A 22,909-nucleotide genomic window follows, 5' to 3' on the forward strand; every position below is an offset into this window, starting at 1 on the left:
GCTGAGAACAAGAATAAGGAAACAAAATGCAAAAATTTATCTTAATACGCGGTCATCAGGGTTCGGGAAAATCGACTTTTGCCGAACAAAAAGCCGCCGAATTTAAAGCGCAGTATCAGGATGCGGAAGTTGTCCGTATTGAAAACGATTTGTTTATTACCGATGAATACGGTGAATATCGTTGGTCGGGCGAAGCGGTGGATAAGGCGCAGAAATGCGGCAATGCCTTGATGACTGAAACCTTGAGACTTGGACGCCAAAATCCGAATCGAAATATTTTGATCATTAATTCCAATACCAACCAAAAAGCTTCGCGTTGCCGCCATTTGTTGGATTTGGCGAAAAAAAGCGGTTTTGAAACAGAAATCTACCGTATGCACAATTTCTATCCCAACCTGCACGGTGTGAAAGAGCATGACGTGTTGGCGGCTTATATCAAGTTGAACCAAAACCGCGTGGCAAACGAAATCCACGTCGATGCCGAGCAGCCGGCAAATGCGGAGCAGTTAGAAAAAATCGAACAGATGCAGGCTATCGAGCATAAGCCGCTGGTGTTTGATGAGGCGCAGCAAACCTTTGTGACCGATCACTATCTGCAACACAGCAGCCGTAACTTTACTGCCAAAGCATCCAAGCGTTATCCCGAATTGCGCGTGTTGAAATACGCCCGCAGCGTGTTCTACAACAATCGCTTTGATGATGCTTTGCTGGAAATGCGCGGTTTGATTATCGATGCGCATAATCGAATCATCGTGCGCCCATTTAAAAAAGTGTTCAATTATTCGGAACGTATTGCCAAAGGCAGCCGTTATCCGATCCGAATCAGCGATGAGAGACTGGTGGATGCGGTCGTAAAAGTAAACGGCTTCCTTGGCTGCTGCACTTTCGTCTCGCTTTCAGACGGCCACCCGTCCCACGGCGCGGCGTTTGACGGCAAAGTGCTGTATTCGACTACCGGTTCGCTTGATAGCGCGTTCGCGGACATGACCGCCGCACACTGTGCGCAATACGAAACCCTGTTCCGCGCTTATCCGAACCACACTTTTTTGTTTGAAATCACAGACGCAAAAGACGTGCACATCATCCGCGAAGAATTGGGGGAAACCTTAATCGGCTGCATTGACGTGGCGACAGGCCGTCAGTTTACCGAAGCCGAATTGGACGAAATTGGCAAGCAATACGGCGTTCGCCGTCCTGAAATGTTGAAAAACATCACATTCGGCGAGCTGAAAGGCCGTCTGAAAAATGTGGAACACGAAGGCTTTATGGTATTTGATGCACAAAACGGCGAAATGCTGTTCAAACTCAAATCGCCGTATTACCTGATTTCCAAGTTTCTGGGACGAAGCAACGAGGGCAACATCGGACGCAAGCTCGACAAACGCCACGTCGACGAAGAGTTTTACCCTTTAATCGACCACATCCGCGAGCATCGCGAAGCGTTCAACGCCATACCGGAATTGGATAAGATTGCGTTTATCCAAGCATTCTTGCGGCAACTGTAAGGCCGTCTGAAAATATATGGAGCAACATGTATTTATTTTCCGCGCTCGTATGCTTCAATTTCGCCGACTTTAGGTGCATAGCCGCTGTTTGTGTCGTGACGCAAGTCCAACCAGATATCGACCAATGCCCAAGCGGCCGGAGCGGCAATCACGTTTTGCCCCATACATAAAACTTGCGCGTTATAGTTTTCCACCGAGCCGCGGACAGTAAGCAAATCATGCGCCGTTGCTGCCCGTATGCCGCGCACCTTATTGGCGGCGATTGCCGTGCCCACGCCGGTGCCGCAAATCAACAGCGCACGGTCGGCACGTCCTGCCGCGACTTCTTCGGCCGCGGCAAACGAGAGTTGCGGATAGGTTTCTTCTGGCGAGGATAAATCGACCAAGCTGCTGACGCGCGGGTCGTTTTGCAGATGCGCTTTGAGCGCGTCTTTCAATATTGCGCCGTTGGCCGGCGCGGCAATAACCAAACGCATAAAAACTCCTTGAAGCATATAATAATAAACATTCCTCAGCATACGCCCGCGCGTGATACGATTCAAGCTTGCAACGCAGAGAGCACGGCATGAGCAAAACCTACTTCACATCAGACCTACATTTCTCACATAAAAACATTGCCAAATTCTGCCCGCAATTTCGACCGTTTGATAACGTGGAGCAGATGGATGAATTTTTAATCCAAACGTGGAATGAAACCGTTACGCCTGAAGATACGGTGTACAACTTGGGCGATTTTTCCTTTGCCCAAGACCATAAGCAGATAGAGCGCGTTTTGTCGCGTTTGAACGGGCAGCATCACTTGATTTACGGCAATCATGATCATGTGATTCGGCAGCATGCCGATTTTTTCCGCAGCCAAACCAAGCATGACGGCCATCCGCTGCTGTCGTCCATACGGCCGTATTTGAAACTCAAATTGCCGGAAATTAAGAATACGCTGGTTCTCTTTCACTATCCGATACAGGAATGGGACGGCTGCTATCAGGGTTGGTATCACTTGTATGGCCATTTGCATGACAGGGTGGCGGAAATCAAAGGGCGTGCTTTAAATGTCGGATTCGATTTGCACGGCCGCTTTTTGACGGCAGAAGATGTCGATAAGTTTTTGTGTGATTTGCCTAAAATTTCGTATTTTGGCGAAGCAGGGTTGAAGGCCAAGTCGCCGGAAGAAGCAGCAGAGCTGGTGTCTCGGAAACTGGCGCAATTAAATCAGGTATAATTTCAGACGGCCTTTGCGGATTTACGGCAAAGGCCGTCTGAATATCAATTTCCCATTTTTGAGTGATACATGGAAAACCTTTTGGTTTACTTACTACAAAAAATCAGCCTCCCCAACCAAACCGGCAAGGACAAGTCATGAGCGGTAAGCCTTTGAAGTATCCCGTTTCCGCTTTGGTTGTCTTGCATGATGAAGACGGCAATATCCTGCTGATTGAACGCACGGCGCCGCAAGGTTTTTGGCAGTCGGTTACCGGCAGCTTGGAAGAAGGCGAGCGTATCGAAGAAACCGCATGGCGCGAAGTGTGGGAAGAAACCGGTATCCGCCTTGCAGACGGTCTGCTGGAAAACTGGCACGACAGCACCGTTTATGAAATCTATCATCACTGGCGCCATCGCTATCCCAAAGGTGTGTTTGAAAACCGCGAACACATCTTCTCCGCCCAAATTCCGCGTGATACGCCCATTGTCCTGCAACCGGACGAACACGTTGCCTACGGTTGGTTTGGTGCGGAAGAAGCGGCGGAAAAAGTGTTTTCGCCTTCCAATAAACGCGCAATTTTAGAATTGATTAAAAGGCTGAATGCCAAAAAGGCCGTCTGAATACGACAGTTTCACATTTTCAGACGGCCTTGGGTTTGCTATACTTTCGCCGTTTGACTCTCTTTAAAATCAAAGGAAACCATCATGGCAGACTTCAACAAAATCCTGACCCCGGGCGATGTGGATGGCGGCATCATCAACGTTGTCAACGAAATCCCAGCGGGCAGCAACCACAAAATCGAATGGAACCGCAAACTGGCCGCTTTCCAACTCGACCGCGTTGAACCGGCAATTTTCGCCAAGCCGACCAACTACGGCTTCATTCCGCAAACTTTGGACGAAGACGGCGACGAATTGGATGTATTGCTGGTGACCGAGCAGCCTTTGGCAACCGGTATTTTCCTGGAAGCACGCGTTATCGGCGTGATGAAATTCGTTGACGACGGCGAAGTGGACGACAAAATCGTCTGCGTTCCGGCCGACGACCGCAACAACGGCAACGCCTACAAAACTTTGGCCGATTTGCCGCAACAACTGATCAAACAAATCGAGTTCCACTTCAACCACTACAAAGACCTGAAAAAAGCAGGTACCACTAAAGTTGAATCTTGGGGTGATGTAGAAGAAGCGAAACAAGTCATCAAAGAATCCATCGAACGTTGGAACAAACAAGCCTAATCGGTTTGTCCCGTCCAATATAAAGGCCGTCTGAAAGCAAAGTTCAGACGGCCTTTTTATGTTTCAAACCGATATAACAAAATCGTCTTTAAAACAAACAAACCATTCTTTCTCATTTTCAGACGGCCTCATTAAAGTAACGCCTATACCAAAAATAAGGAGTGCTTCAATGACTGCTACCACAACCGACCCACGAGCCAAGCTGCCTGAGACGCCTTTGTCCGGCAACGAAGCCTTGAAAGAGCGCAGCGATTATCTGCATGGCACGATTAAGGAAGAGTTGAAAGACGACTTTACCGGCGGCTTTACTGCCGACAACTTTCAGCTTATCCGCTTCCACGGCATGTACGAACAGGACAACCGCGATATTCGTGCCGAGCGTACCGAACAAAAACTTGAGCCTTTAAAAAACATGATGTTGCGTTGCCGTTTGCCCGGCGGCATCATTACGCCGCAGCAGTGGCTGGGTATCGACAAATTTGCCGGTGAAAACACGATTTACGGCTCCATCCGCCTGACCAACCGTCAAACCTTCCAATACCACGGTATTCTGAAAACCGATTTAAAACAGGCGCATCAGGCATTGCACAAACTTGGTTTGGATTCCATTGCCACAGCCAGCGATGTCAACCGCAATGTGTTGTGTACCAGCAATCCTGTGCAAAGCACTTTACATCAAGAAGCCTATGAATGGGCGGCGCGCATCAGTATGCACCTTCTGCCGCGCACCATGGCATATGCCGATGTATGGTTGGACGGTGAAAAAGTGTTCACGACCGAGCCGACCGAGCCGCGCAATAAAGAAATTGCCGATGAGGTCGAGCCGATTTTGGGTAAAACTTATTTGCCACGCAAGTTCAAAACTGCCGTTGTGATTCCGCCTGATAACGATGTGGACATTCATTCCAATGATTTGGGTTTCGTGGCGATTGCAGAAAACGGCAGGTTGGTGGGCTTCAATGTATTGGTCGGCGGCGGTTTATCCAGCGAACACGGCAATACCAAAACTTATCCGAACACTTCTTACGAATTTGGTTTCGTTCCGCTGGAATACACCCTCAATGCCGCCGAAGCCGTCGTCAGCACACAGCGCGACTGGGGCAACCGCAGCGACCGCAAAGCAGCGCGTACACGCTATACGCTGCAACGCGTCGGCGTAGATGTGTTCAAAGAGGAAGTCGAAAGGCGCATGGGCATTAAGTTTGAGCCCATTCGCCCTTACGAGTTTACCCATCGCGGCGACCATATCGGCTGGGTGCAAGGGCATGAAGGTAACTGGCATTTGACTTTGTTTATTGAAAACGGCCGCCTGCTCGATTATCCCGACAGACCGTTGAAAACAGGCATCCGCGAAATTGCCAAAATCCATCCCGGCGACTTCCGTCTGACGGCCAATCAAAATCTGGTGGTTGCCAACGTGCCGCCGGAATTAAAAGATACGATTGATAAAATCGCCAAAGAGCATGGATTAATCAGCAAATCGATTACCATCCAGCGTGAGAACTCGATGGCCTGCGTTGCCTTGCCGACTTGCCCGCTGGCGATGGCGGAGGCTGAGCGTTTCCTACCAACATTCTCCGATAAAATCGACGAAATGTTCGCCAAATATGGCTTGGAAGACGAATACATCGTTTTGCGCGTAACTGGTTGTCCCAACGGTTGCGGCCGCGCCATGCTGGCGGAAATTGGGTTGGTCGGCAAAGCCGTCGGCCGCTACAACCTTTACGCAGGCGGCAACCGTGAAGGCACACGCATCCCGCGTCTGTTTAAAGAAAACATTACCGAACCTGAAATCCTTGAAATTGTCGAAGGCTGGGTAGCAGATTGGTCTCGAAACCGTTTAGATGATGAAGGTTTTGGCGATTTCGCCATCCGTACCGGCATCGTCAAACCTGTATTGGACGCTCCGCGAGACTTTTGGGCATAACGCATACAAACAGACCTGACAAGTCTGCAATAAGAAAATAGAGAAAACCAAAGGCCGTCTGAAAATCTGATTTTCAGACGGCCTTTTATATTGGGAGCGTTTATATCCAGGAGTTAATCCTAGATTCATTCCAATACCAAGAGGGTTTGTAAAACAAAATACACCTATTACTAATGTCAAATACCCGGAAGGCATCAGTTTCGATACAAACCTAAAAAGACATCTGGCAAATGCTGATGGTTTTAGTCAAAAACAGGGCATTAAAGGAGCCCATAACCGCACCAATTTTATGGCAGAACTAAATTCACGAGGAGGACGCGTAAAATCTGAAACCCAAACTGATATTGAAGGCATTACCCGAATTAAATATGAGATTCCTACACTAGACAGGACAGGTAAACCTGATGGTGGATTTAAGGAAATTTCAAGTATAAAAACTGTTTATGATCCTAAAAAATTTTCTGATGATAAAATACTTCAAATGGCTCAAAAAGCTGCTTCACAAGGATATTCAAAAGCCTCTAAAATTGCTCAAAATGAAAGAACTAAATCAATATCGGAAAGAAAAAATGTCATTCAATTCTCAGAAACCTTTGACGGAATCAAATTTAGATCATATTTTGATGTAAATACAGGAAGAATTACAAACATTCACCCAGAATAATTTAAAGGAAAAATTATGAAAAATAATATTTTTCTAAACTTAAAGAAAAAATCTATAAATAACAACCATTTTGTTATTTCGATTTTTTTTGAAACAATTTACCAATTTGAAACTAAAGATACGCTTTTAGAGTGTTTTAAAAATATTACAACTACCGGACATTTTGGAGTAATAGGTGCTCAATATGAAAAAATAGATGCTACCAGATGGATTGGAGATTATGAAGAGGTAAATGGATTTGAGTATATTGATAAAGCTCCTTCTATTTATTTTTCAGTTGGAGATGATTTCAATCCTGAAGAATTAATTATACCTATTAATTTAGCATATCATTACTTTAATATTGCAATATCTGATTTCTTAATAGCTCACCCTGAATATCAAAAAAAGTGTAAAGAAATACAAAAAACATATTCTCAAACAAACTGTAGCCTGCATGAAACCTAAAATCCATGCGTAAAGTGTGTGCTTCAGCACGAAAGATGGAATATTAAACCGAATCAGCGACGGCGGCCAAAGCCCCGACCCATGCTTGGGCGGCGGTAGTTGGAAGGCTGACGCGCGGTTTCGCGGTAACGCTGTTGCTGTTGAGCGTTTTGTTGTTGCGCATTTTGCTGTTGGGCACGCAGGGTGCGCGTATTCAGCTGTTGGCTGGTGCGTCCGTTTGGACGTGCGGTTTGATAATAGTTGGTACGGGCTTGACGGGCAATCGGGCTGTTTTGATTGCGCGCCTGTGTGAATTTGTTGGCCAATGCGTTGCCGATAAATGCACCGGCTGCCGCGCCCACCAAGCTTTGCAGCAGCCAGCTGCCGGTGGATTGGTCGTAGATGTATTGTTGACCGTCTGTACCGGTTACCGGTTGGCCGTTGTTGCCGTTGGCTTGTGCCTCGGCAGGAATGGTGTCTTTCACGGCTTCAGGCGTGAGCTGGTAAACCGTATTGTCTTCTTGTTGGCCGTTTTGTTGTGCCAACTGTTGTTGCAATGCTTCGATTTGTTTTTGTTGTTGCTCAAGCTGCGCTTGGGTATTGTCTTTGCAGGCAGCGAGGGCAAAAGTGGAAAGGGCGGCTAAGGCAATCAGTTTTTTCATTGTTTTTCCTGAGAGAAGTTTGTCTTTGCCGAGATTTCGGCGGAGTGTGTTTGCCTAATATTAAACCATTTCCCTGTTTTTCAAGTGGTTTTACAAAATAATATTGGAAAGTTGCGCGGCAAATGCACGGCTGTTGGCGGCCAGATTGCCCAGTGTAGGCATCTCGTGTTCGGTTTCGATAATCAGCAGGTTGGCAGGGCGGCGGGTGTGCAGGGACATTTGCATTTCAGCGGGAGAGAAGGGCATGTGATGGCGTTTGGCGAAGGCTTCGGCGCGTTTGTTGGCGGTTTTGAGCATGGGCAACAGGGTAATGTCCAAATGGAAACGGCGTACGCCCAAAACCAAAATACGCGCCGCGAAGAAATCCGCTTCATCAGTAAAAACGCTGGGGCTGCTTTGATTGAAATCGTGACGCTCTGCGGCAATCAAAGTCGCGATGGTGCGTACTTGCGGAATTAAGGCTTCGCTGATGAGGTTGTCGGGCGTATCAGGCAAAGTGAGCGTGTTGGACATGCTGTGGTGGCTGTTGCTGTCAACGACCATGCGGCAGGTGTGTAACATTTGAGTTTGGCTGTGGATTTTAGTTGAAGCGGTCATGGCTGTATTCCTTATTTCTTAAAAATGGGTGGATTTAAGCGGCCATGGTGGGTATAAAAAAAGCCGCTCAAATGAGGCGGCTCTGATTTGCGTATTTTCAATTTGGTCTGTTTCAGACAAGCGCAAAAAAGTACCGCACGTTTGTGTGGTACCAATAGAAGAAAGTAGCGGAGCATTGCGCGGTTTGCATGATGAAAATACGTCTTTAATGTATAAAAGTATGGAACGTAGTTTAAAACAAGAAGGCCAGTAATTTCAATATCCAATCGATAAAACCCACCAATAAATCTACAAGTTGTTGTAATCCTTCCAATTTATTTTCTTTCGAGTGAGTCAAATTTGCATAATTATAATGCAAGACAAGATAAATTGATAACAATCCGAGCAAGTTCCTTAAAAAGGCCGTCTGAAATTCAGCTTTCAGACGGCCTTTATTTTGGCTTGTCCAATCAATAAACGTCGCGTTGGTAGCGTTTGTCTTCGCGCAGGTCGTTGAGGTAGTCCTCGGCTTCGTCGCGGCTGAGTTTGCCTTGGGTTTCGATGACTTCGATCAGGGCGTTTTCGACATCGCGCGCCATGCGTGCTGCGTCGCCGCAGACGTAGATGTGTGCGCCTTGTTGCAGCCAGTTCCAAACTTCGGCGGCGCGTTCGGTGATTTTGTGTTGGACATAGACTTTGTGTTCGCCTTGGCGGCTCCATGCGAGGTCGGCGCGGGTAAGGAGGCCGTCTTTGCGCCAATCACTCCATTCGAGTTGGTAGAGGAAGTCGTCAGCCAGGCGTTGGTTGCCGAAGAAGAGCCAGTTTTTGCCGCTGTCGCCATTGGCGGCGCGTTGTTGCATGAAGGAGCGGAAGGGGGCGACGCCTGTGCCTGCGCCGATCATGATGATGGGTGTATCGCTGTTTTGCGGCAGGCGGAAGTTGGGGTTGGGTTCGACAAAGACGCGGACTTCGCTGCCTTCTTCGAGGCGTTCACCCAAGTAGCCGGATGCTGCGCCGGTGTAGGTGTGGTCGTGGTGGTCGAAACGGACGACGCCGATGGTGAGGTGGACTTCTTCGCCGACTTCGTCTTGTGCGGAGGCGATGGAGTAAAGGCGCGGGGTTTGTGGGCGGAAGAGGCTGTATAGGGTTTGTGCGTCCAGTGGGTGCGGATAGGCTGCGAATACGCCTACGGGCGGTGTGGCGGCGAGGTAGGCATCCAGTTGGGCTTTATCTGCGGCTATGGCTTTGAGTTCTTCGTTGTTTGTTAATTCGGCGTATTGTTGGACGAATGCCGGTGTGTTTTGGGTGATGTCTGCGGATTCGGTCAGGGCGGTGCGGATGTCGGTTTCGCGGCCGTCTGAAAGTTGGACGGTTTCGCTGCCGGTCAGTTGGTTGAGGTCGAGGATTTCTTGAACGAGGTCGGCGGCATTCAGCGGCCATACGCCGAGTGCGTCGCCTGCCTGATAATACAAACCTGAGCCGCTGAGGTCGATTTCGATGTGTTCGACGTCTTTTTCTGCGGTGCGGGAGGTGATTTTTTGGCGCACGGAGAGGGTGGCTGTGTAGGGGTTTTCTTTGGTGTATGCGGTGCCGCTGCTTGGGGGGGCCGGGCTGTGTGCTGCGGTGTTTGCACTAGGGCTTGCTGCTTGGGCGGTCAATTCGGCGACTTTGGGTACGACGGCGGCTACCCATGCGTCGGCATTCGCTTGGAACTCTAAGTCGCAAATGCCCAAGTCGTTTAGACGGCCTGCGCCCAGTTCGGCAAATTTGGCATCAAAGTCTTTGCCTGCTTGGCAGAAGTTGGGATAGGAGGAATCGCCAAGGCCCAAGACGGCAAAGGTCAGTTTGCTGAGATCAGGTTTCTTTTTGCCGTAGATGAATTTGTACAGGGGCAGGGCTTCTTCGGGCGGTTCGCCTTCGCCTTGGGTGGAGGTAACCAAAAGGACGATGTCTTCGTCGGGCAGGGTTTTGCTTTTGAAATTGCCTGCGCTGCTGAGGCGGGCTTCTACGCCGGCGGCTTGAAGTTTGGCGTGTAATGATTCGGCAACGCTGCGGGCATTGCCGGTTTGTGAGGCGGAGAGGACTAATACGCGGCGGCTGACTGTCGAGGCGGCTGTTTGCAGGGTAGATGGTTCGGCTGCTGCTCCGGATACGCTTTGGCTTTGCGCCCAGCAATAGCCGGAGAGCCAGGCAAGTTGGGTAGGGGATAGGGTTGAGAGTTGGGCGGAGAGTTCGGGGGGAAGCGGATTGGCTTGGCTCATTTGGATTCCTTTGTTGGACGGCTATAACCGATTGTTTGAATAATGGACAGTCGCCACTTTAAACAGGCCGTCTGAAAAAAGGAAAGAATGCTTGGTTTTAATTTAAGATGATTTCGTTATATTCGGGAAGGTATTAGGCCGTCTGAACATGCTCATTCAGACGGCCTTGGATTGGATAGAAACGAGATTTTCAGTTTCCGCTGGAGAGTTTCATCACTACGACGCCGGAGATGATGAGAAATGCGCCGAGCCAGCGGCCGATGTTGGCGGCATCGTTGAAAAATACAACACCTACCAAAAACGCTCCTGCCGCGCCTATGCCTGTCCAGACGGCGTAGGCTGTACCCATTGGAATACTTTTTTGGGCAAGGTAAAGAAAGTATCCGCTGCCGACGATGCAGGCAAGCGCGGCTGCAAAGCCATGCCAGCGGTAGCCTTCCTGTTGTGCCAATTTTAAGCCCAATGGCCAGCCGATTTCCAGCATACCGGCTAAGATTAAATAAAACCAACTCATAATATATCCTGATGGTGTGTTAAGGTTTCAGACGGCCTTGGAAAGATTGTTTTCTTCCGAGAGTTCAACACGTTGTCCGATATCTTTTAGATTGGAGTATTGTTCGACCAAGCGCGGTACATCGTCCAAGCTCATTGCAAACATCCATAAGTAAGTGCTGACGGAATAGATATGGCCGGCGCTGCCATAGCCTTTAAGCGTCATGTGTATAAAGGCGAAGCCGAACAATACGCTCATCGCCATGCCGATACTGAGATAGCCTAAGGCTTCGCGGTTGGAAATCAGCACGCGTAGTTTGGCAACCCAGCCATAGTGGCGGTAGAGCTGATGCTCGTTGCCGTCGCGGATAAAGTGGTTGTCGCGTTCAAGCCGGTTGTTTAAACGGAAATATAGGTTTTCGCTGATGGCGGCAAAACGCGGCAGCAACCATAAAAACAAGGCAAGTATCGCGACAGCCAATACGCCCACCCAAAATTCCAGTATCAGCAACATCATACATGCACCGAAGATGGAGACCAGCGAAGTAGCAGCGATGGGAAGGTGTTCTTCAAAAAAACTAACAAACTCACGCGATAGGGCGACGCGTGCAGTAATGGCGGAATGCGGTACTTCTCGTTTGCGCTGTTCCAAGACAACCGGGACGGCTATTTCAGTATAGATCTGGGTAAATGTGCGCGTATCGGCTATCCTGCGGGCGGCACCGATTATCCACATTAATAAAACCACCACACCATACAACATTGCCTGCCAGACTTTGCCTTCCATAACTGCATTAATCGCCCAGCCGCCAAACACGGGATATACCAGTAAGAGCAGATTATCCAAGCCGACGAGAGAGAAGGTTGTGATGAGTTTGCGGCGGTGTGTTTGACCGATGTGTTTCAACATTTTCCACATGGTTGCCCTCCTTATTTAGTATTGAGGGTTTGTGCCATTAATTCGGCCAACGTGTCCAAATCGGCAAACAGTCGTGCTGCACGTTTTTCACCGAAGGCGGTAAAAATTCGTTTGCTGAATTCCTGCATGTTTTGCACCAATGGTGTGGCGTATTCCTTGCCTTGCTCGGTCAGCGATAATAAGCGTTCGCGTTTGTCTTGTTCGCTTTCGTGAAATGTCAGCAAGCCTTGTTCCGCCAGCGTTTTGCATGTGCCGGAAACGGTTTGCTTGGGCAGGCTCCATTCTTCGCCTATGTATTTTTGAGTGCGGCTGCCTTCGGTGGCTAAGGTATATAGCACGGCGAAGGTATTGTAGTTGGTGTTTTGCTGTTTAATCCATTGGTCAAATGCGCTGTCTATGTGGCTGATGCGCATACCGAGTTGATCGAGCTGATTTATAAATTGGTCTCAATATTGACTAATTGGATGCGGATTATAGTCATGTTTAGGACTAATTGCAAATAGAAGGCCGTCTGAAACAATCATTTTCAGACGGCCTTGAAACCGTTAAAATAATTAATGTAGAAACGATATATTCAAACTACGATAAACCTAATAACATCTTCAACACATACGCCATGATTCATTTCTTATCTCAAAATATTTCATCCAAACAAGCCACTGCCATCGGGCTGCTTGCCGTTGCTTTGTGGAGCTTTGTCATTTCTCTGATACGCTCTTTGAGCCTGCATATGGGGGCAGTGGGCGGCGCGGCAATGATGTACACCCTGTCCACCGTATTGATTTGGCTGATTTTCGGCCGGCCGCATTTGCGCAATTACAACCGCAGCTATCTGTTTTGGGCGAGTGTGTTTTTTGTCGGCTGCGAACTGTGTTTGTCGCTCTCGGTCGGTTTTGCGCAAAACGCGAGACAGGCGGTGGAAATCGGCATGGTCAATTATTTGTGGCCGACGTTTACCATCGTCGGAGCGGTATATTTCAACAAACAGCCGTCAAAATGGTGGATAGTCATCGGCTTTGTGCTGTCGTTTTTAGGGATTGCCACTGTATTGGGCGGCGATGTCGGCTTGTCGATTTCCGGCATCTACCACAATGTCCGCACCAATCCCGGCGGCTACATCATGGCATTTGCGGATGCGGTGTTTTGGGCGGCATATTGTACGCTGACGGCGCGCGTGAAAGCAGAAGGCAGCAGCGTCGGCTTCTTCTTTGCACTGGTGTCGATACTATTGTGGATAGAGTATTTTCTCAGCGGCGCGGATACGTTGAGTTTTGATTCCGTATCGCTCGGCTATGCCGTTGCCGCTGCAGCTTGCATGGGTTTGGGCTATGCAGTGTGGAATATCGGTATTTCACGCGGCAACCTGACCGTATTGGCAGGCGCATCTTATTTCATTCCGGTATTGTCTGCGGTAGTGTCATCATTTTTGATTAGCGCGCCTTTGTCCATGACGTTTTGGCAGGGGGCGGGAATGGTGTGCTTAGGGTCGATTGTATGTTGGTTGGCGACCCGGAGAAAACAGATGGCGTGAGGCAATATCCCATAGCTTCGCGATATAACGAAAACAGCTTTTTTAACAACCAAACATTCTTTCCCATTTTCAGACGGCCTGTTTAAAGTAGCAGTCAGTTTGAGAAATCACGAGAAATGGGAAAGAATCATGACTGCAGCTTCCGCTCCGCTTTTACGCTTCATTACCGCCGGCAGTGTCGATGACGGCAAATCCACCCTCATCGGCCGCCTGCTCTACGACAGCAAAACCTTACTGACCGACCAGCTTGACAAGCTCAACCGCGCTGCTGAAAACGGCGAAACGCCCGACTTCGCCAGCCTGACAGACGGCCTTGCCGCCGAGCGCGAACAAGGCATTACCATTGACGTGGCCTACCGTTATTTCGCCACGCCCAAACGCAAATTCATCATTGCCGATACGCCGGGACATGAGCAATACACGCGTAATATGGTTACCGGCGCATCGACTGCCGATGCCGCCATTATTTTGGTTGATGCCACACGCGTCGATTTTTCAGGTAATGAACCTGTCCTCCTGCCCCAAACCAAACGCCACAGCGCAATTCTGAAACTCTTGGGCTGCCCCAACATCATCGTTGCCGTCAACAAACTCGACTTGCTCGACTTTGACGAAGCCAAATATCAAGCCATTACCGAAGCCTACCGCAAACTGGCGGAACAAATTGGCCTCCAAGCACAAATCCACTTCCTGCCCATCAGCGCCTTGAAAGGCGACAATATCGTCAATGCCAGCAGCCAAACCCCGTGGTATCAAGGTTTGCCGCTTTTGCCTTTGCTTGAAAGCTTGCCTGTCAACCGTCAAAATGCCGCCGACCAAGCCGCGCACTTTCCCGTGCAACGCGTGGCGCGCCAAGATGGCAGTAGCAGTGACGACTTCCGCGGTTATCAAGGCAGATTGGAAGCGGGCCGTCTGAAAGTGGGCGATGAAGTTAAAGTCCTGCCCAGCGGCCATGTTGCCAAAGTTGCCGAAATCTATAATGCCAACGGTAAAACCGAATCTGCCGAGGCAGGGGAGGTGTTGACTGTTGTTTTGGATACCGACATCGATATTTCACGCGGCAACAGCATTGTTTCAGCAGACAGCGCCATTGTTCCCGAACAACAATTTCAAGCCGCGCTTTGCTGGTTTGACGATATTCCGCTTAATCTGCGCCGCAAATATTTGCTGAAGCACACTACCCAAACCACGCCCGTAAAAATCAGCGAAATTGCCTACGTTTGGGACGTGAACACCCTCAGCCGCGTCGAATCCACCGAAACGCTTAAGCTCAACGATATCGGCAGCATCAGCTTCAAAACCCAACAGCCGCTCGCTGCTGCCGCATACGAAGACAACCATGCACAAGGCGCGTTTATTTTGATTGACGAAGCCACCAACCATACTGTCGCGGCAGGCATGATACGCAAAGTCAGCAAAGCAAACAGTTTTGAAATTTAAAAGAAAAGTTGAAATAAAAAAAGGCCGTCTGAAGTTTCAGACGGCCTGTTATTTTATCCAAGGCGAAATGTTTATGCGCCGTAAACCGGATATTTATCGCACAAAGCAGTTACTTGTTCGCGGACTTTGGCGAGATTGGCTTCGTCTTCAGGGTTGGCCAATACGTCAGCAACCAAGTTTGCCAATACGCGCGCATCGGCTTCGTTAAAGCCGCGTGTAGTCATGGCGGCGGAGCCGATGCGGATGCCGGAAGTAACGAATGGTTTTTCCGGATCATTCGGGATGGCGTTTTTGTTGACGGTAATGTGCGCTTTGCCCAAAGCGGCTTCAGCGGCTTTGCCGGTGATTTTCATCGGTTGCAGGTCAACGAGGAAAACGTGGCTTTCGGTACGGCCGGAAACGATGCGCAAACCGCGTTTAACCAACTCTTCCGCCATAGCGGCAGCATTGATTTTCACTTGTTTTGCGTATTGTTTGAACTCAGGTTGCAACGCTTCTTTAAACGCTACGGCTTTGGCAGCAATAACGTGCATCAACGGTCCGCCTTGCAGGCTTGGGAAGATGGAAGAGTTCAGCGCTTTTTCGTGGGTATTGTCACGGCACAAAATCACACCGCCGCGAGGGCCGCGCAGGGTTTTGTGGGTGGTGGTGGTTACGAAGTCGCAGAATGGCACGGGGTTAGGATATTCGCCGCCTGCAATCAGACCGGCGTAGTGCGCCATATCGACAAAGAGGTATGCACCGACTTTATCGGCGATTTCACGGAATTTTGCCCAGTCGATTTGCAACGCGTAGGCAGATGCACCGGCCACAATCATTTTAGGTTTATGTTCAAGAGCCAAGCGTTCCACTTCGGCATAATCGAGAACTTCGTTTTCATCCAAACCATAAGTAATGGCGTTGTAGAGTTTGCCGGAGATGTTAACGCTTGCGCCGTGGGTCAAGTGGCCGCCGTGTGCCAGAGACATGCCCAAAATGGTGTCGCCCGGTTTCAAAACAGAAGCATACACGGCTTGGTTGGCTTGGGAGCCGGAGTGCGGTTGAACGTTGGCATAGGCGGCGCCAAACAGTTCTTTTACGCGGTCAATCGCTAATTGTTCAACAATATCAACGTATTCACAGCCGCCGTAGTAGCGTTTGCCAGGATAGCCTTCAGCGTATTTGTTGGTCAATTGCGAACCTTGGGCTTCCATGACGGCACAGCTGACGTAGTTTTCAGAGGCGATCAGCTCGACGTGGTCTTGCTGGCGCTTGTCTTCTTGGGCGATGGCTGCTGCCAAATCGGGGTCATATTGTGCGAGGGTAACGCTTTTTGAAAACATGTTCTCGATTCCTTTGTGATGGGCTGAAAATATAGGATGGAGTGCTGCGAATTGGTTCAAGATGAACTATTTTTCTTGCATTGTCAACAATTGTGTCGGGTGTTTGGTTTCAGACGGCCTGAGATTGAAGGGTTTATTTGAAAATATCATCTTGTTTTAAATGAAAATCCATTTTTTCCAGAAGCGCGACCAAATCGGCTTCGGCTTGGGCGGCTTTAAGATTTTTTGCCAGTTCTACCAAGGCTACCGCATTTAATCGTTCTTTCTCCAGCCGTAGAGCTTCTTCGCTGAAGATTTTGATATTGTCTGCCGATTCGGCAGCATCTATTTTTTCAAATGGATAAAACGATTCTTCGTGTACGGCCAAACCGTCGGGCAAGGGGGCGGCATGGTTGAAATCGGCATCATTGACCGGCATCCATGAAGGATGGTTTTCAAGCAGGATAAATTGTCCGTCCATGCCGTTGATATGACGGAATAGGGTGGTTCGGCCATTGTGTAAACGCATAAGCCCGATTGTATGCCCAAGTCGGTAAGCCGTCTATAAAGCCGTTTCTTTCTATTTTGGCGCTAACTTATGTTGATATTATTAATTTTGATGTAAAACAGTTTCGACTTAAAAAAGACTGGATAAAACGCCCGTGTTTGTTATAATGAAGCTAAAGATTGATTCGTCCTAGTTTTTGACCGCAGTACTTTTTTATTTAATTAACAAGAGAGGAAAACAAAATGTTTCCAGAATATCGCGATTTGATTTCTAAATTGAAACAAGAAGATGCACACTTTGCCCGTTTGTTTGACGAGCACAATGAGCTGGACGATAAAATCACCGGTTTGGTTAACAACCCTGTTACCAGCGGTGCCGAAGAGATTGAAGAGCTGAAAAAAGCCAAACTCAAACTCAAAGACGAATTGTATGCTCTTCTGCAAAAAGCAGCAGGCAAATAATTAAAAATTGAATAAGGCCGTCTGAACGGTATGATAGGAATCTCGGATTTCGTTTCATACTGGTTCAGACGGCCTTTTTAGTTGTTTGGTATTTGTTATTTTTATTAGCACAATTTAACTTTTAATTGTAAATCACTCTTAATTGCGTTGAAAACTCTGTTAAGGTTATTTAAAATCTCGAATAATTTTTATTTTGATTTTAAACAAACAAAACCAAGAGAAACAATGCAATGAAAACATTCACACTCGCTATTTTGCCTTTGGCGTTAATTAGTGCATTCTCACACGCAGCTGAAGAGAAAGCTGTTGAACAGGCTGAAGTCGATACCGTTTACGTTACTGCCGAGAAGCAGTTGCAACAGTCGCTCGGCGTATCGCGTATTTCTAAAGACGACATCGACAAACGCCCTGCAGCCAATGATATTTCCGAATTTGTCCGCACTATGCCGGGCGTTAACCTGACCGGCAATACGGCGACGGGTCAGCGTGGCAACAAACGCCAAATCGACTTGCGCGGTATGGGCCCTGAAAATACATTGATTTTGATTGACGGCAAGCCGGTTAATTCGCGCCAATCCGAGCGTATTAGTATGCGTGGTGAACGCAATACGCGTGGCGACAGTAACTGGGTGCCGGTTGAAGAGATTGAATCCATTACCGTCTTGCGCGGTCCGGCGGCAACACGTTACGGCTCTGGCGCGATGGGTGGCGTGGTCAATATTGTTACCAAAAAAGTGTCTAAAGAATTTAAAGGCCAAGTCAATCTTTACGCCAATCAGCCGCAAGACAACAAAGAGGGCGCAACCCGCCGTATCGGCTTTAATTTGAGCGGTCCGATTATCCAAGATACTTTGGGCTTCCGCATTTATGGCAACCTGAATAAAACGGATGCAGATGCTGCCGATATTAATGCCGGACACGGCAATGACAGCGCGGCCGGTGTTGAAGGTGTACGCAATAAAGACATTGCAGGCCGTCTGCAATGGAAAATCAGCCCAGCGCAAACGCTGATTTTGGACAGCAGTTACAGCCGTCAGGGCAATATCTACAACGGCGATACGCAAAACAGCAATCCGCGTTCTGCTTTGGTTAATTCTTTGGCCGACAGCAAAGCCGAAACTGCCCGCTTATACCGTTCCGCTTATTCTTTAACGCATGACGGCGCATGGGAATGGGGCGATACTAAAAACGTGATCAGTTATGAGCGCACAATCAACAGCCACTTGCCTGAAGGTTTGGCCGGTGGTCCGGAAGGCAGCTATACAGGCTTGGATTTTGTTCAAAGCCGTCTGAAAAACCTGCGCTTCAGCAGCGAAGCGAATATTCCGTTCAAACTTGGTGTCGATAACGTGTTGACGGTTGGTGCAGAATTTACTGACAGCAAATTGGACGATCCTGCCTCCAATACTCAGGGATTTAAAGACCAAGGCAAAACCGATGCGTTTAACGGCATCTCCGCAACGCGCGGTGGTAAGGCATCTCAACGCAACTGGGCGGCATACGTTGAAGACAATATTTCATTGACCGACAAAACCCATCTGATTCCGGCCATCCGTTTCGACCACAACAGCGACAGCGGCAGAAATTGGAGTCCGGCTTTGAACTTCTCGCATCAAATCGGCGAAAACTGGTTGGTCAAAGGCGGTATTGCCCGTGCGTATAAAGCGCCAAACCTGTATCAAACCAATCCTGACTTTATCCTGTACACACGCGGTCAAGGCTGTCCGCTCAATGCGCCGAACAGTGTCCGCTGCTACTACATGGGCAATGGCAATTTGAAACCTGAAACCAGTATCAATAAAGAGATTGGTCTTGAATTCAACAAAAACGGCTGGCAGGCTTCGGCGACTTATTTCCACAACGCGTACCGCAATAAAATCGTGATCGGCGACCAGCTCATTGCCACCAGCAATATTGGCAACTGGCTCCTGCAATGGGAAAATACGCCGAAAGCGACTATTTCAGGTATCGAAGGCAACTTGGTGATTCCGTTGCATGACACACTCAAGTGGAGCAACAATTTCACTTATATGCACAAATCTGAAGATTATCAAGGCAATCCATTGTCTTTGGTGCCGAAACATACCATCAACAGCACATTGTCTTGGACGCCGAACGAACGCTTCGATGCCAATCTGACCTTTACCCACTACGGCCGCACCAAGCCGCGCAGCGTGGCAGTCAACCGTTTGGAACAAAACGGCAATCCTCGTGCAGGCGTAGCAGCGTTGTCTTCCGAACACAGCCAAACCCAAGTCGGCTCTTACGGTATTTGGGGTATCAATGCAGGCTACAACTGGAACAAACGCGTGGCTGTCCGTGGCGGTATCAGCAATCTGTTTGACAAAAAACTGTACCGCACAACTGCCGGAGCACAAACTTACAACGAACATGGCCGCGCCTTCTACGGCAGTTTGAAAGTATCGTTTTAAGTAGAAGCGTATTAAATCAGGCCGTCTGAAACGGTGTGAAATGAAATCTAGGATTTCTGACACATGGTTTCAGACGGCCTTCAGATTTTAAATTTAGAAGTATTTGTTGTTACGGAATTTGCTTCTCTTTTTAGAAAAGTAAAAGGGCGGTATTTGCCGCCCTGAGAATACAAACTGCTTATTCGACCCAAGTCACCATTTCTTCAATCGGTTTGCGTGATTTTTGGGTGATTTCTTTGGCGCGATAGCCGAATGTTGCCGCTACGGATACGCCCCATTCATTGGCATCAAACAGGCCTTCTGCTGCCAATACTTCGTTCATTTTGTCGTAGTTGAAGCCCTCGATTGGGCAGGAATCGATACCGATGGCCGCTGCACCTGTAAGCATATTGGCCAAAGCAATATAGGTCTGCTTGCCGCTCCAGTCAAATAGTGCGCGTTGGTCGTCGGCAATTTTAATGTCGGTTTCTTGGAAGCTTTTGTATCTTGCCAACGCTTTTTCCAGTTGCTCTCCTTGCAGGCCCCTGCGTTCGGCAACACTGCGGAAGAACGGGGTATCGTAACGGGCATTTTTCTTGGCAAGGATAATCACCAGATGGCTGCAGTCGTTCAGTTGGGATTGCATCCCCCAGCTGAAAGGCTTGATTTTCTCACGCAGGGCTTTGTTTTGAATCACCAAGAATTTCCACGGCTCAGAGCCGACGGAGCTTGGGGAGAGGCGGGCAAATTCTAGAATCGCTGCAAAATCTTCTTGGCTGATTTTTTTGTTGGGATCGTAATAACGGGTGGAGCAGCGATTTTCGAATACTTGCAGCATTTGTTCGCGTGTAATTTGATTCATCTGGTTTTCCTAATAAATGAAGATGTTATTCCAATATCCGGTTCCTTTTGAGGCATCATTACCGGCATAACCTTAATGAGGAAACAGGCTGGGGCAACACCATGTTAAATCAAACCTGACGGTCAGGCTATCTTTTAATTCTGAATTTCGCAAAAAAATTCGATAAAAATCAATATCAATGCGAAAGGCCGTCTGAAACTTTAAACGTTTAAAGTTTCAGACGGCCTTTGATTTCAAATCCTGATTACAGATGAGGATTCATCAGGTTTTCAGGAGAGAGGATGCGGTTGAGTTCTTCTTCGCTCAACAGACCGCGCTCCAATACGACTTCGCGCACGCCTTTGCCGGTTTGGGCGCAGATTTTGCCGACCAAGTCGCCATTGCGGTGGCCGATGTATGGGTTCAGATAAGTGACCAAACCGATGGAGTTGAAGACATAGTGTTCGCAGATTTCGCGGTTGACCGTAATGCCTTTGACGCATTTGTCGGACAGGTTGACCGCGGCATTGCCCAAGAGGGAAATGGTTTCAAACATACATTGGGCGATTACCGGCTCCATAACGTTCAGCTGCAACTGACCTGCTTCGGCTGCGAAAGTGATGGTGGTGTCGTTGCCGATGACTTTGAAGCAGACTTGGTTGACGACTTCAGGAATCACGGGATTGACTTTGGCAGGCATGATGGAAGAACCGGCCTGTAATTCAGGCAGGTTGATTTCTTTCAAACCGGCGCGCGGACCGGAAGAGAGCAGGCGCAAGTCGTTACAGATTTTGGACAGTTTGACGGCTGTGCGTTTCAATGCGCCGTGTACCATCACATATGCGCCGCAGTCGGAGGTCGCCTCGATCAGGTTTTCAGTCAGTTTGCAAGGCAGGCCGCTGACTTCGGAAAGTTTCTCAACGACTAAAGCCGCATAGCCTTTAGGTGTATTCACACCTGTACCGATGGCGGTAGCACCGAGGTTGACTTCAAGCAGTAGGGAGCGGGTACGGTCGAGGTTGAGGATTTCTTCTTCCAGCAACACTTGGAAAGATTGAAACTCTTGGCCGGCAGTCATCGGCACGGCATCTTGAAGCTGGGTGCGGCCCATTTTCAAAACGTCTTTAAATTCTTCGGCTTTGGCGGCAAAGGCATTTTTCAGGATGGCCAGTTTGTCGAGCAATTCGCCGATGCTGTAATACACGGCAAGGCGGAAGCCGGTAGGGTAGGCGTCGTTGGTGGATTGGCTGGCGTTGACATGGTCCATCGGATTGACGATGTCGTAGTGGCCTTTTTCGTGACCCAAGACTTCCAATGCGAGGTTGGCAATGACTTCGTTGGTATTCATGTTGACCGAAGTACCGGCGCCGCCTTGATAAACGTCGGATGGGAATTGGTCGAGGCAGCGGCCTTTGACCAATACTTCATCGCAGGCTTTTTCGATGGCGGCCGCGATTTCCGGCTTGATGGCACCCAATGCGCCGTTGGCTTGCGCGGTGGCTTTTTTAACCATGACCATGCTGCGGACAAATTGCGGTACGTCGGAAATTTTTTGTGTGGAAATTTTAAAGTTTTCAATGGCGCGCAAAGTATGGATGCCCCAATATACTTCAGCAGGGATCTCGCGGTCGCCCAATAAATCGTGTTCGATTCGTACAGTCATTTCTCTTACCTTCTCGTATAGTTGTGTTGGTGTGCATTATGCGTTTGGAACATTAGCCCAGTTCGGCAAGATTGTCCAGTTAATAAGGCTTAATCGTCAGGATGAAAGCGCGTTGCTTCACGCTCTTTTGCGGCTGTCTCTTTATCTTTCAATTTCGCACCCAAGCCCAACATTTTTTCATATTCGGATTGCGGCGTGCCATCCTCTTCCATGCCGAATGCGCTGGCATTGACCCAAAGGGAAAGCAGGGAAACGATGAGGGCGAAAAAACCAACGATATACCAAAACATTTTTTTCTTCCTTGTGTGTCTGCGTGTGCAGATTGTTGTGGTTTGTAAAGATGTGAATGTAGCACAAACGCGGTTGGGTTTAAATTCTTCTCCCACATCCTTTCATTGATTTACCTGTAAGTGTTTAGAAAAGAAAAGGCCGTCTGAAAAGTAAGACTTTTCAGACGGCCTCGGAGGCTTTATCGGAAAGATTTAGCCGCCGCATGCGCCGCAGCAACCGCCTTCGCCATGACCGCCGCGTTTTTCTTCGTTGTTGATAACGGGCAGCTCGGTTTCTTCGGTTTGCTCTTTTTTATCTTCAGGCAAATCGTTTACTTTGATTTTGTTTTCTTCGGCCATGATACATCCTTTCAATGGATTGAGGAGTGGAAAGATTCATAAAGATAGCATCTTTAAACGGATAAACCAAGTAGCACAAAACTGCCTTGTGATAATGCCATGACTTGGAACAATAAATTTGCTTATAAAAACGTTAAGGCCGTCTGAAAAAATCCAAAGAGAAATATTGGTTTTATGGTTTGAAATGGCAGCAGAAAGATTTAAGAATGCTTGATTTGAAGGGATAAACTGACATGGATTTCAAAAAACAATA

General features: G+C 48.4%; 24 protein-coding genes. 11 read left to right on the top strand and 13 right to left on the bottom strand.

The genetic code is table 11. The annotated features are described in order from the left end of the window. The first annotated feature begins 26 nt into the window (after nt 1–26). Entirely contained in the window at nt 27–1,505 is a 1,479-nt protein-coding gene (locus ACTHSW_RS05240) for an RNA ligase (protein ID WP_070461663.1), read from the top strand. A 32-nt stretch (nt 1,506–1,537) separates the two neighbouring features. Here ACTHSW_RS05240 and ACTHSW_RS05245 read toward each other — a convergent pair whose 3' ends face one another. Continuing rightward, complete coding sequence (locus ACTHSW_RS05245) at nt 1,538–1,981, bottom strand: RpiB/LacA/LacB family sugar-phosphate isomerase (RefSeq protein WP_070461664.1); 444 nt, start codon at nt 1,979–1,981, stop codon at nt 1,538–1,540. 89 nt (nt 1,982–2,070) lie between these two features. Here ACTHSW_RS05245 and ACTHSW_RS05250 point away from each other — a divergent pair, with 89 nt between their 5' ends. The 6 genes from ACTHSW_RS05250 (at nt 2,071) to ACTHSW_RS05275 (ending at nt 6,982) form a co-directional block, all read left to right on the top strand. After that, complete coding sequence (locus ACTHSW_RS05250; protein ID WP_070461665.1) at nt 2,071–2,724, top strand: metallophosphoesterase; 654 nt, start codon at nt 2,071–2,073, stop codon at nt 2,722–2,724. Nucleotides 2,725–2,861: 137 nt separating this feature from the next. Next, nucleotides 2,862–3,326, top strand: a complete 465-nt coding sequence (nudB, locus tag ACTHSW_RS05255) for a dihydroneopterin triphosphate diphosphatase (RefSeq protein WP_070461666.1) — start codon at nt 2,862–2,864, stop codon at nt 3,324–3,326. An 84-nt stretch (nt 3,327–3,410) separates the two neighbouring features. Continuing rightward, nucleotides 3,411–3,944, top strand: a complete 534-nt coding sequence (locus ACTHSW_RS05260; protein WP_003678634.1) for an inorganic diphosphatase — start codon at nt 3,411–3,413, stop codon at nt 3,942–3,944. Nucleotides 3,945–4,113: 169 nt separating this feature from the next. Continuing rightward, complete coding sequence (gene cysI / locus ACTHSW_RS05265; RefSeq protein WP_070461667.1) at nt 4,114–5,871, top strand: assimilatory sulfite reductase (NADPH) hemoprotein subunit; 1,758 nt, start codon at nt 4,114–4,116, stop codon at nt 5,869–5,871. 259 nt (nt 5,872–6,130) lie between these two features. After that, complete coding sequence (locus ACTHSW_RS05270; RefSeq protein ID WP_264081763.1) at nt 6,131–6,535, top strand: CdiA family toxin C-terminal domain-containing protein; 405 nt, start codon at nt 6,131–6,133, stop codon at nt 6,533–6,535. 15 nt (nt 6,536–6,550) lie between these two features. After that, nucleotides 6,551–6,982 carry a hypothetical protein gene (locus tag ACTHSW_RS05275; protein WP_039406457.1) on the top strand — a complete coding sequence of 144 codons (432 nt, stop codon included), beginning with the start codon at nt 6,551–6,553 and terminating at the stop codon, nt 6,980–6,982. A gap of 53 nt (nt 6,983–7,035) precedes the next feature. Here the strand turns inward: ACTHSW_RS05275 and ACTHSW_RS05280 are convergent, their stop codons facing one another. The 6 genes from ACTHSW_RS05280 to ACTHSW_RS05305 form a co-directional block, all read right to left on the bottom strand. Beyond that, nucleotides 7,036–7,623 carry a hypothetical protein gene (locus ACTHSW_RS05280; RefSeq protein WP_070461669.1) on the bottom strand — a complete coding sequence of 196 codons (588 nt, stop codon included), beginning with the start codon at nt 7,621–7,623 and terminating at the stop codon, nt 7,036–7,038. A 90-nt stretch (nt 7,624–7,713) separates the two neighbouring features. Further along, nucleotides 7,714–8,220 carry a hypothetical protein gene (locus ACTHSW_RS05285; protein WP_107791809.1) on the bottom strand — a complete coding sequence of 169 codons (507 nt, stop codon included), beginning with the start codon at nt 8,218–8,220 and terminating at the stop codon, nt 7,714–7,716. A gap of 449 nt (nt 8,221–8,669) precedes the next feature. Continuing rightward, complete coding sequence (locus ACTHSW_RS05290; RefSeq protein WP_440373784.1) at nt 8,670–10,460, bottom strand: assimilatory sulfite reductase (NADPH) flavoprotein subunit; 1,791 nt, start codon at nt 10,458–10,460, stop codon at nt 8,670–8,672. Between the two features lie 190 nt (nt 10,461–10,650). Further along, nucleotides 10,651–10,974, bottom strand: a complete 324-nt coding sequence (locus ACTHSW_RS05295; RefSeq protein ID WP_003678624.1) for a DMT family transporter — start codon at nt 10,972–10,974, stop codon at nt 10,651–10,653. A 27-nt stretch (nt 10,975–11,001) separates the two neighbouring features. After that, entirely contained in the window at nt 11,002–11,871 is an 870-nt protein-coding gene (locus ACTHSW_RS05300) for an ABC transporter six-transmembrane domain-containing protein (RefSeq protein WP_070461674.1), read from the bottom strand. Between the two features lie 11 nt (nt 11,872–11,882). Further along, nucleotides 11,883–12,308 (bottom strand): MarR family winged helix-turn-helix transcriptional regulator, encoded by a 426-nt coding sequence (locus ACTHSW_RS05305; protein ID WP_314512840.1) that lies wholly within the window; start codon nt 12,306–12,308, stop codon nt 11,883–11,885. Between the two features lie 179 nt (nt 12,309–12,487). Here ACTHSW_RS05305 and yddG point away from each other — a divergent pair, with 179 nt between their 5' ends. Together yddG and ACTHSW_RS05315 are read left to right on the top strand one after the other, a co-directional pair. Further along, a complete protein-coding gene (yddG, locus tag ACTHSW_RS05310; RefSeq protein ID WP_070646442.1) occupies nt 12,488–13,402 on the top strand; it encodes an aromatic amino acid DMT transporter YddG in 915 nt (304 codons plus the stop codon). A gap of 129 nt (nt 13,403–13,531) precedes the next feature. Beyond that, nucleotides 13,532–14,842 carry a sulfate adenylyltransferase subunit 1 gene (locus ACTHSW_RS05315; RefSeq protein WP_440373785.1) on the top strand — a complete coding sequence of 437 codons (1,311 nt, stop codon included), beginning with the start codon at nt 13,532–13,534 and terminating at the stop codon, nt 14,840–14,842. A gap of 71 nt (nt 14,843–14,913) precedes the next feature. Here the strand turns inward: ACTHSW_RS05315 and glyA are convergent, their stop codons facing one another. Both glyA and ACTHSW_RS05325 read right to left on the bottom strand, forming a co-directional pair. Further along, the gene (glyA, locus tag ACTHSW_RS05320; RefSeq protein WP_107723412.1) at nt 14,914–16,164 is read right to left on the bottom strand and encodes a serine hydroxymethyltransferase; all 1,251 of its coding nucleotides are present in this window, start codon (nt 16,162–16,164) and stop codon (nt 14,914–14,916) included. A 133-nt stretch (nt 16,165–16,297) separates the two neighbouring features. Next, nucleotides 16,298–16,672: a hypothetical protein gene (locus ACTHSW_RS05325; protein ID WP_070461683.1), complete on the bottom strand. Its 375-nt coding sequence runs from the start codon at nt 16,670–16,672 to the stop codon at nt 16,298–16,300. 221 nt (nt 16,673–16,893) lie between these two features. Between ACTHSW_RS05325 and ACTHSW_RS05330 the strand changes: the two genes are divergently transcribed. Then, nucleotides 16,894–17,112, top strand: a complete 219-nt coding sequence (locus tag ACTHSW_RS05330; protein ID WP_003685475.1) for a YdcH family protein — start codon at nt 16,894–16,896, stop codon at nt 17,110–17,112. Between the two features lie 230 nt (nt 17,113–17,342). Further along, a complete protein-coding gene (locus tag ACTHSW_RS05335; RefSeq protein WP_070461685.1) occupies nt 17,343–19,544 on the top strand; it encodes a FepA family TonB-dependent siderophore receptor in 2,202 nt (733 codons plus the stop codon). Between the two features lie 178 nt (nt 19,545–19,722). Here ACTHSW_RS05335 and ACTHSW_RS05340 read toward each other — a convergent pair whose 3' ends face one another. From ACTHSW_RS05340 to ACTHSW_RS05355, 4 genes are all read right to left on the bottom strand, one after another. Beyond that, nucleotides 19,723–20,385: an NAD(P)H-dependent oxidoreductase gene (locus ACTHSW_RS05340; RefSeq protein WP_070461688.1), complete on the bottom strand. Its 663-nt coding sequence runs from the start codon at nt 20,383–20,385 to the stop codon at nt 19,723–19,725. A 244-nt stretch (nt 20,386–20,629) separates the two neighbouring features. After that, nucleotides 20,630–22,027, bottom strand: a complete 1,398-nt coding sequence (gene aspA / locus ACTHSW_RS05345) for an aspartate ammonia-lyase (RefSeq protein ID WP_070461690.1) — start codon at nt 22,025–22,027, stop codon at nt 20,630–20,632. An 89-nt stretch (nt 22,028–22,116) separates the two neighbouring features. Next, nucleotides 22,117–22,317, bottom strand: a complete 201-nt coding sequence (locus ACTHSW_RS05350) for a hypothetical protein (protein ID WP_070461692.1) — start codon at nt 22,315–22,317, stop codon at nt 22,117–22,119. A 192-nt stretch (nt 22,318–22,509) separates the two neighbouring features. Next, complete coding sequence (locus ACTHSW_RS05355) at nt 22,510–22,656, bottom strand: hypothetical protein (protein ID WP_049336812.1); 147 nt, start codon at nt 22,654–22,656, stop codon at nt 22,510–22,512. Nucleotides 22,657–22,909 lie beyond the last annotated feature (253 nt).

The sequence above is a fragment of the Neisseria sp. P0008.S004 genome (genome assembly GCF_051962755.1).
In the GTDB taxonomy this organism is placed as follows: Bacteria; Pseudomonadota; Gammaproteobacteria; order Burkholderiales; family Neisseriaceae; genus Neisseria; species Neisseria subflava_A.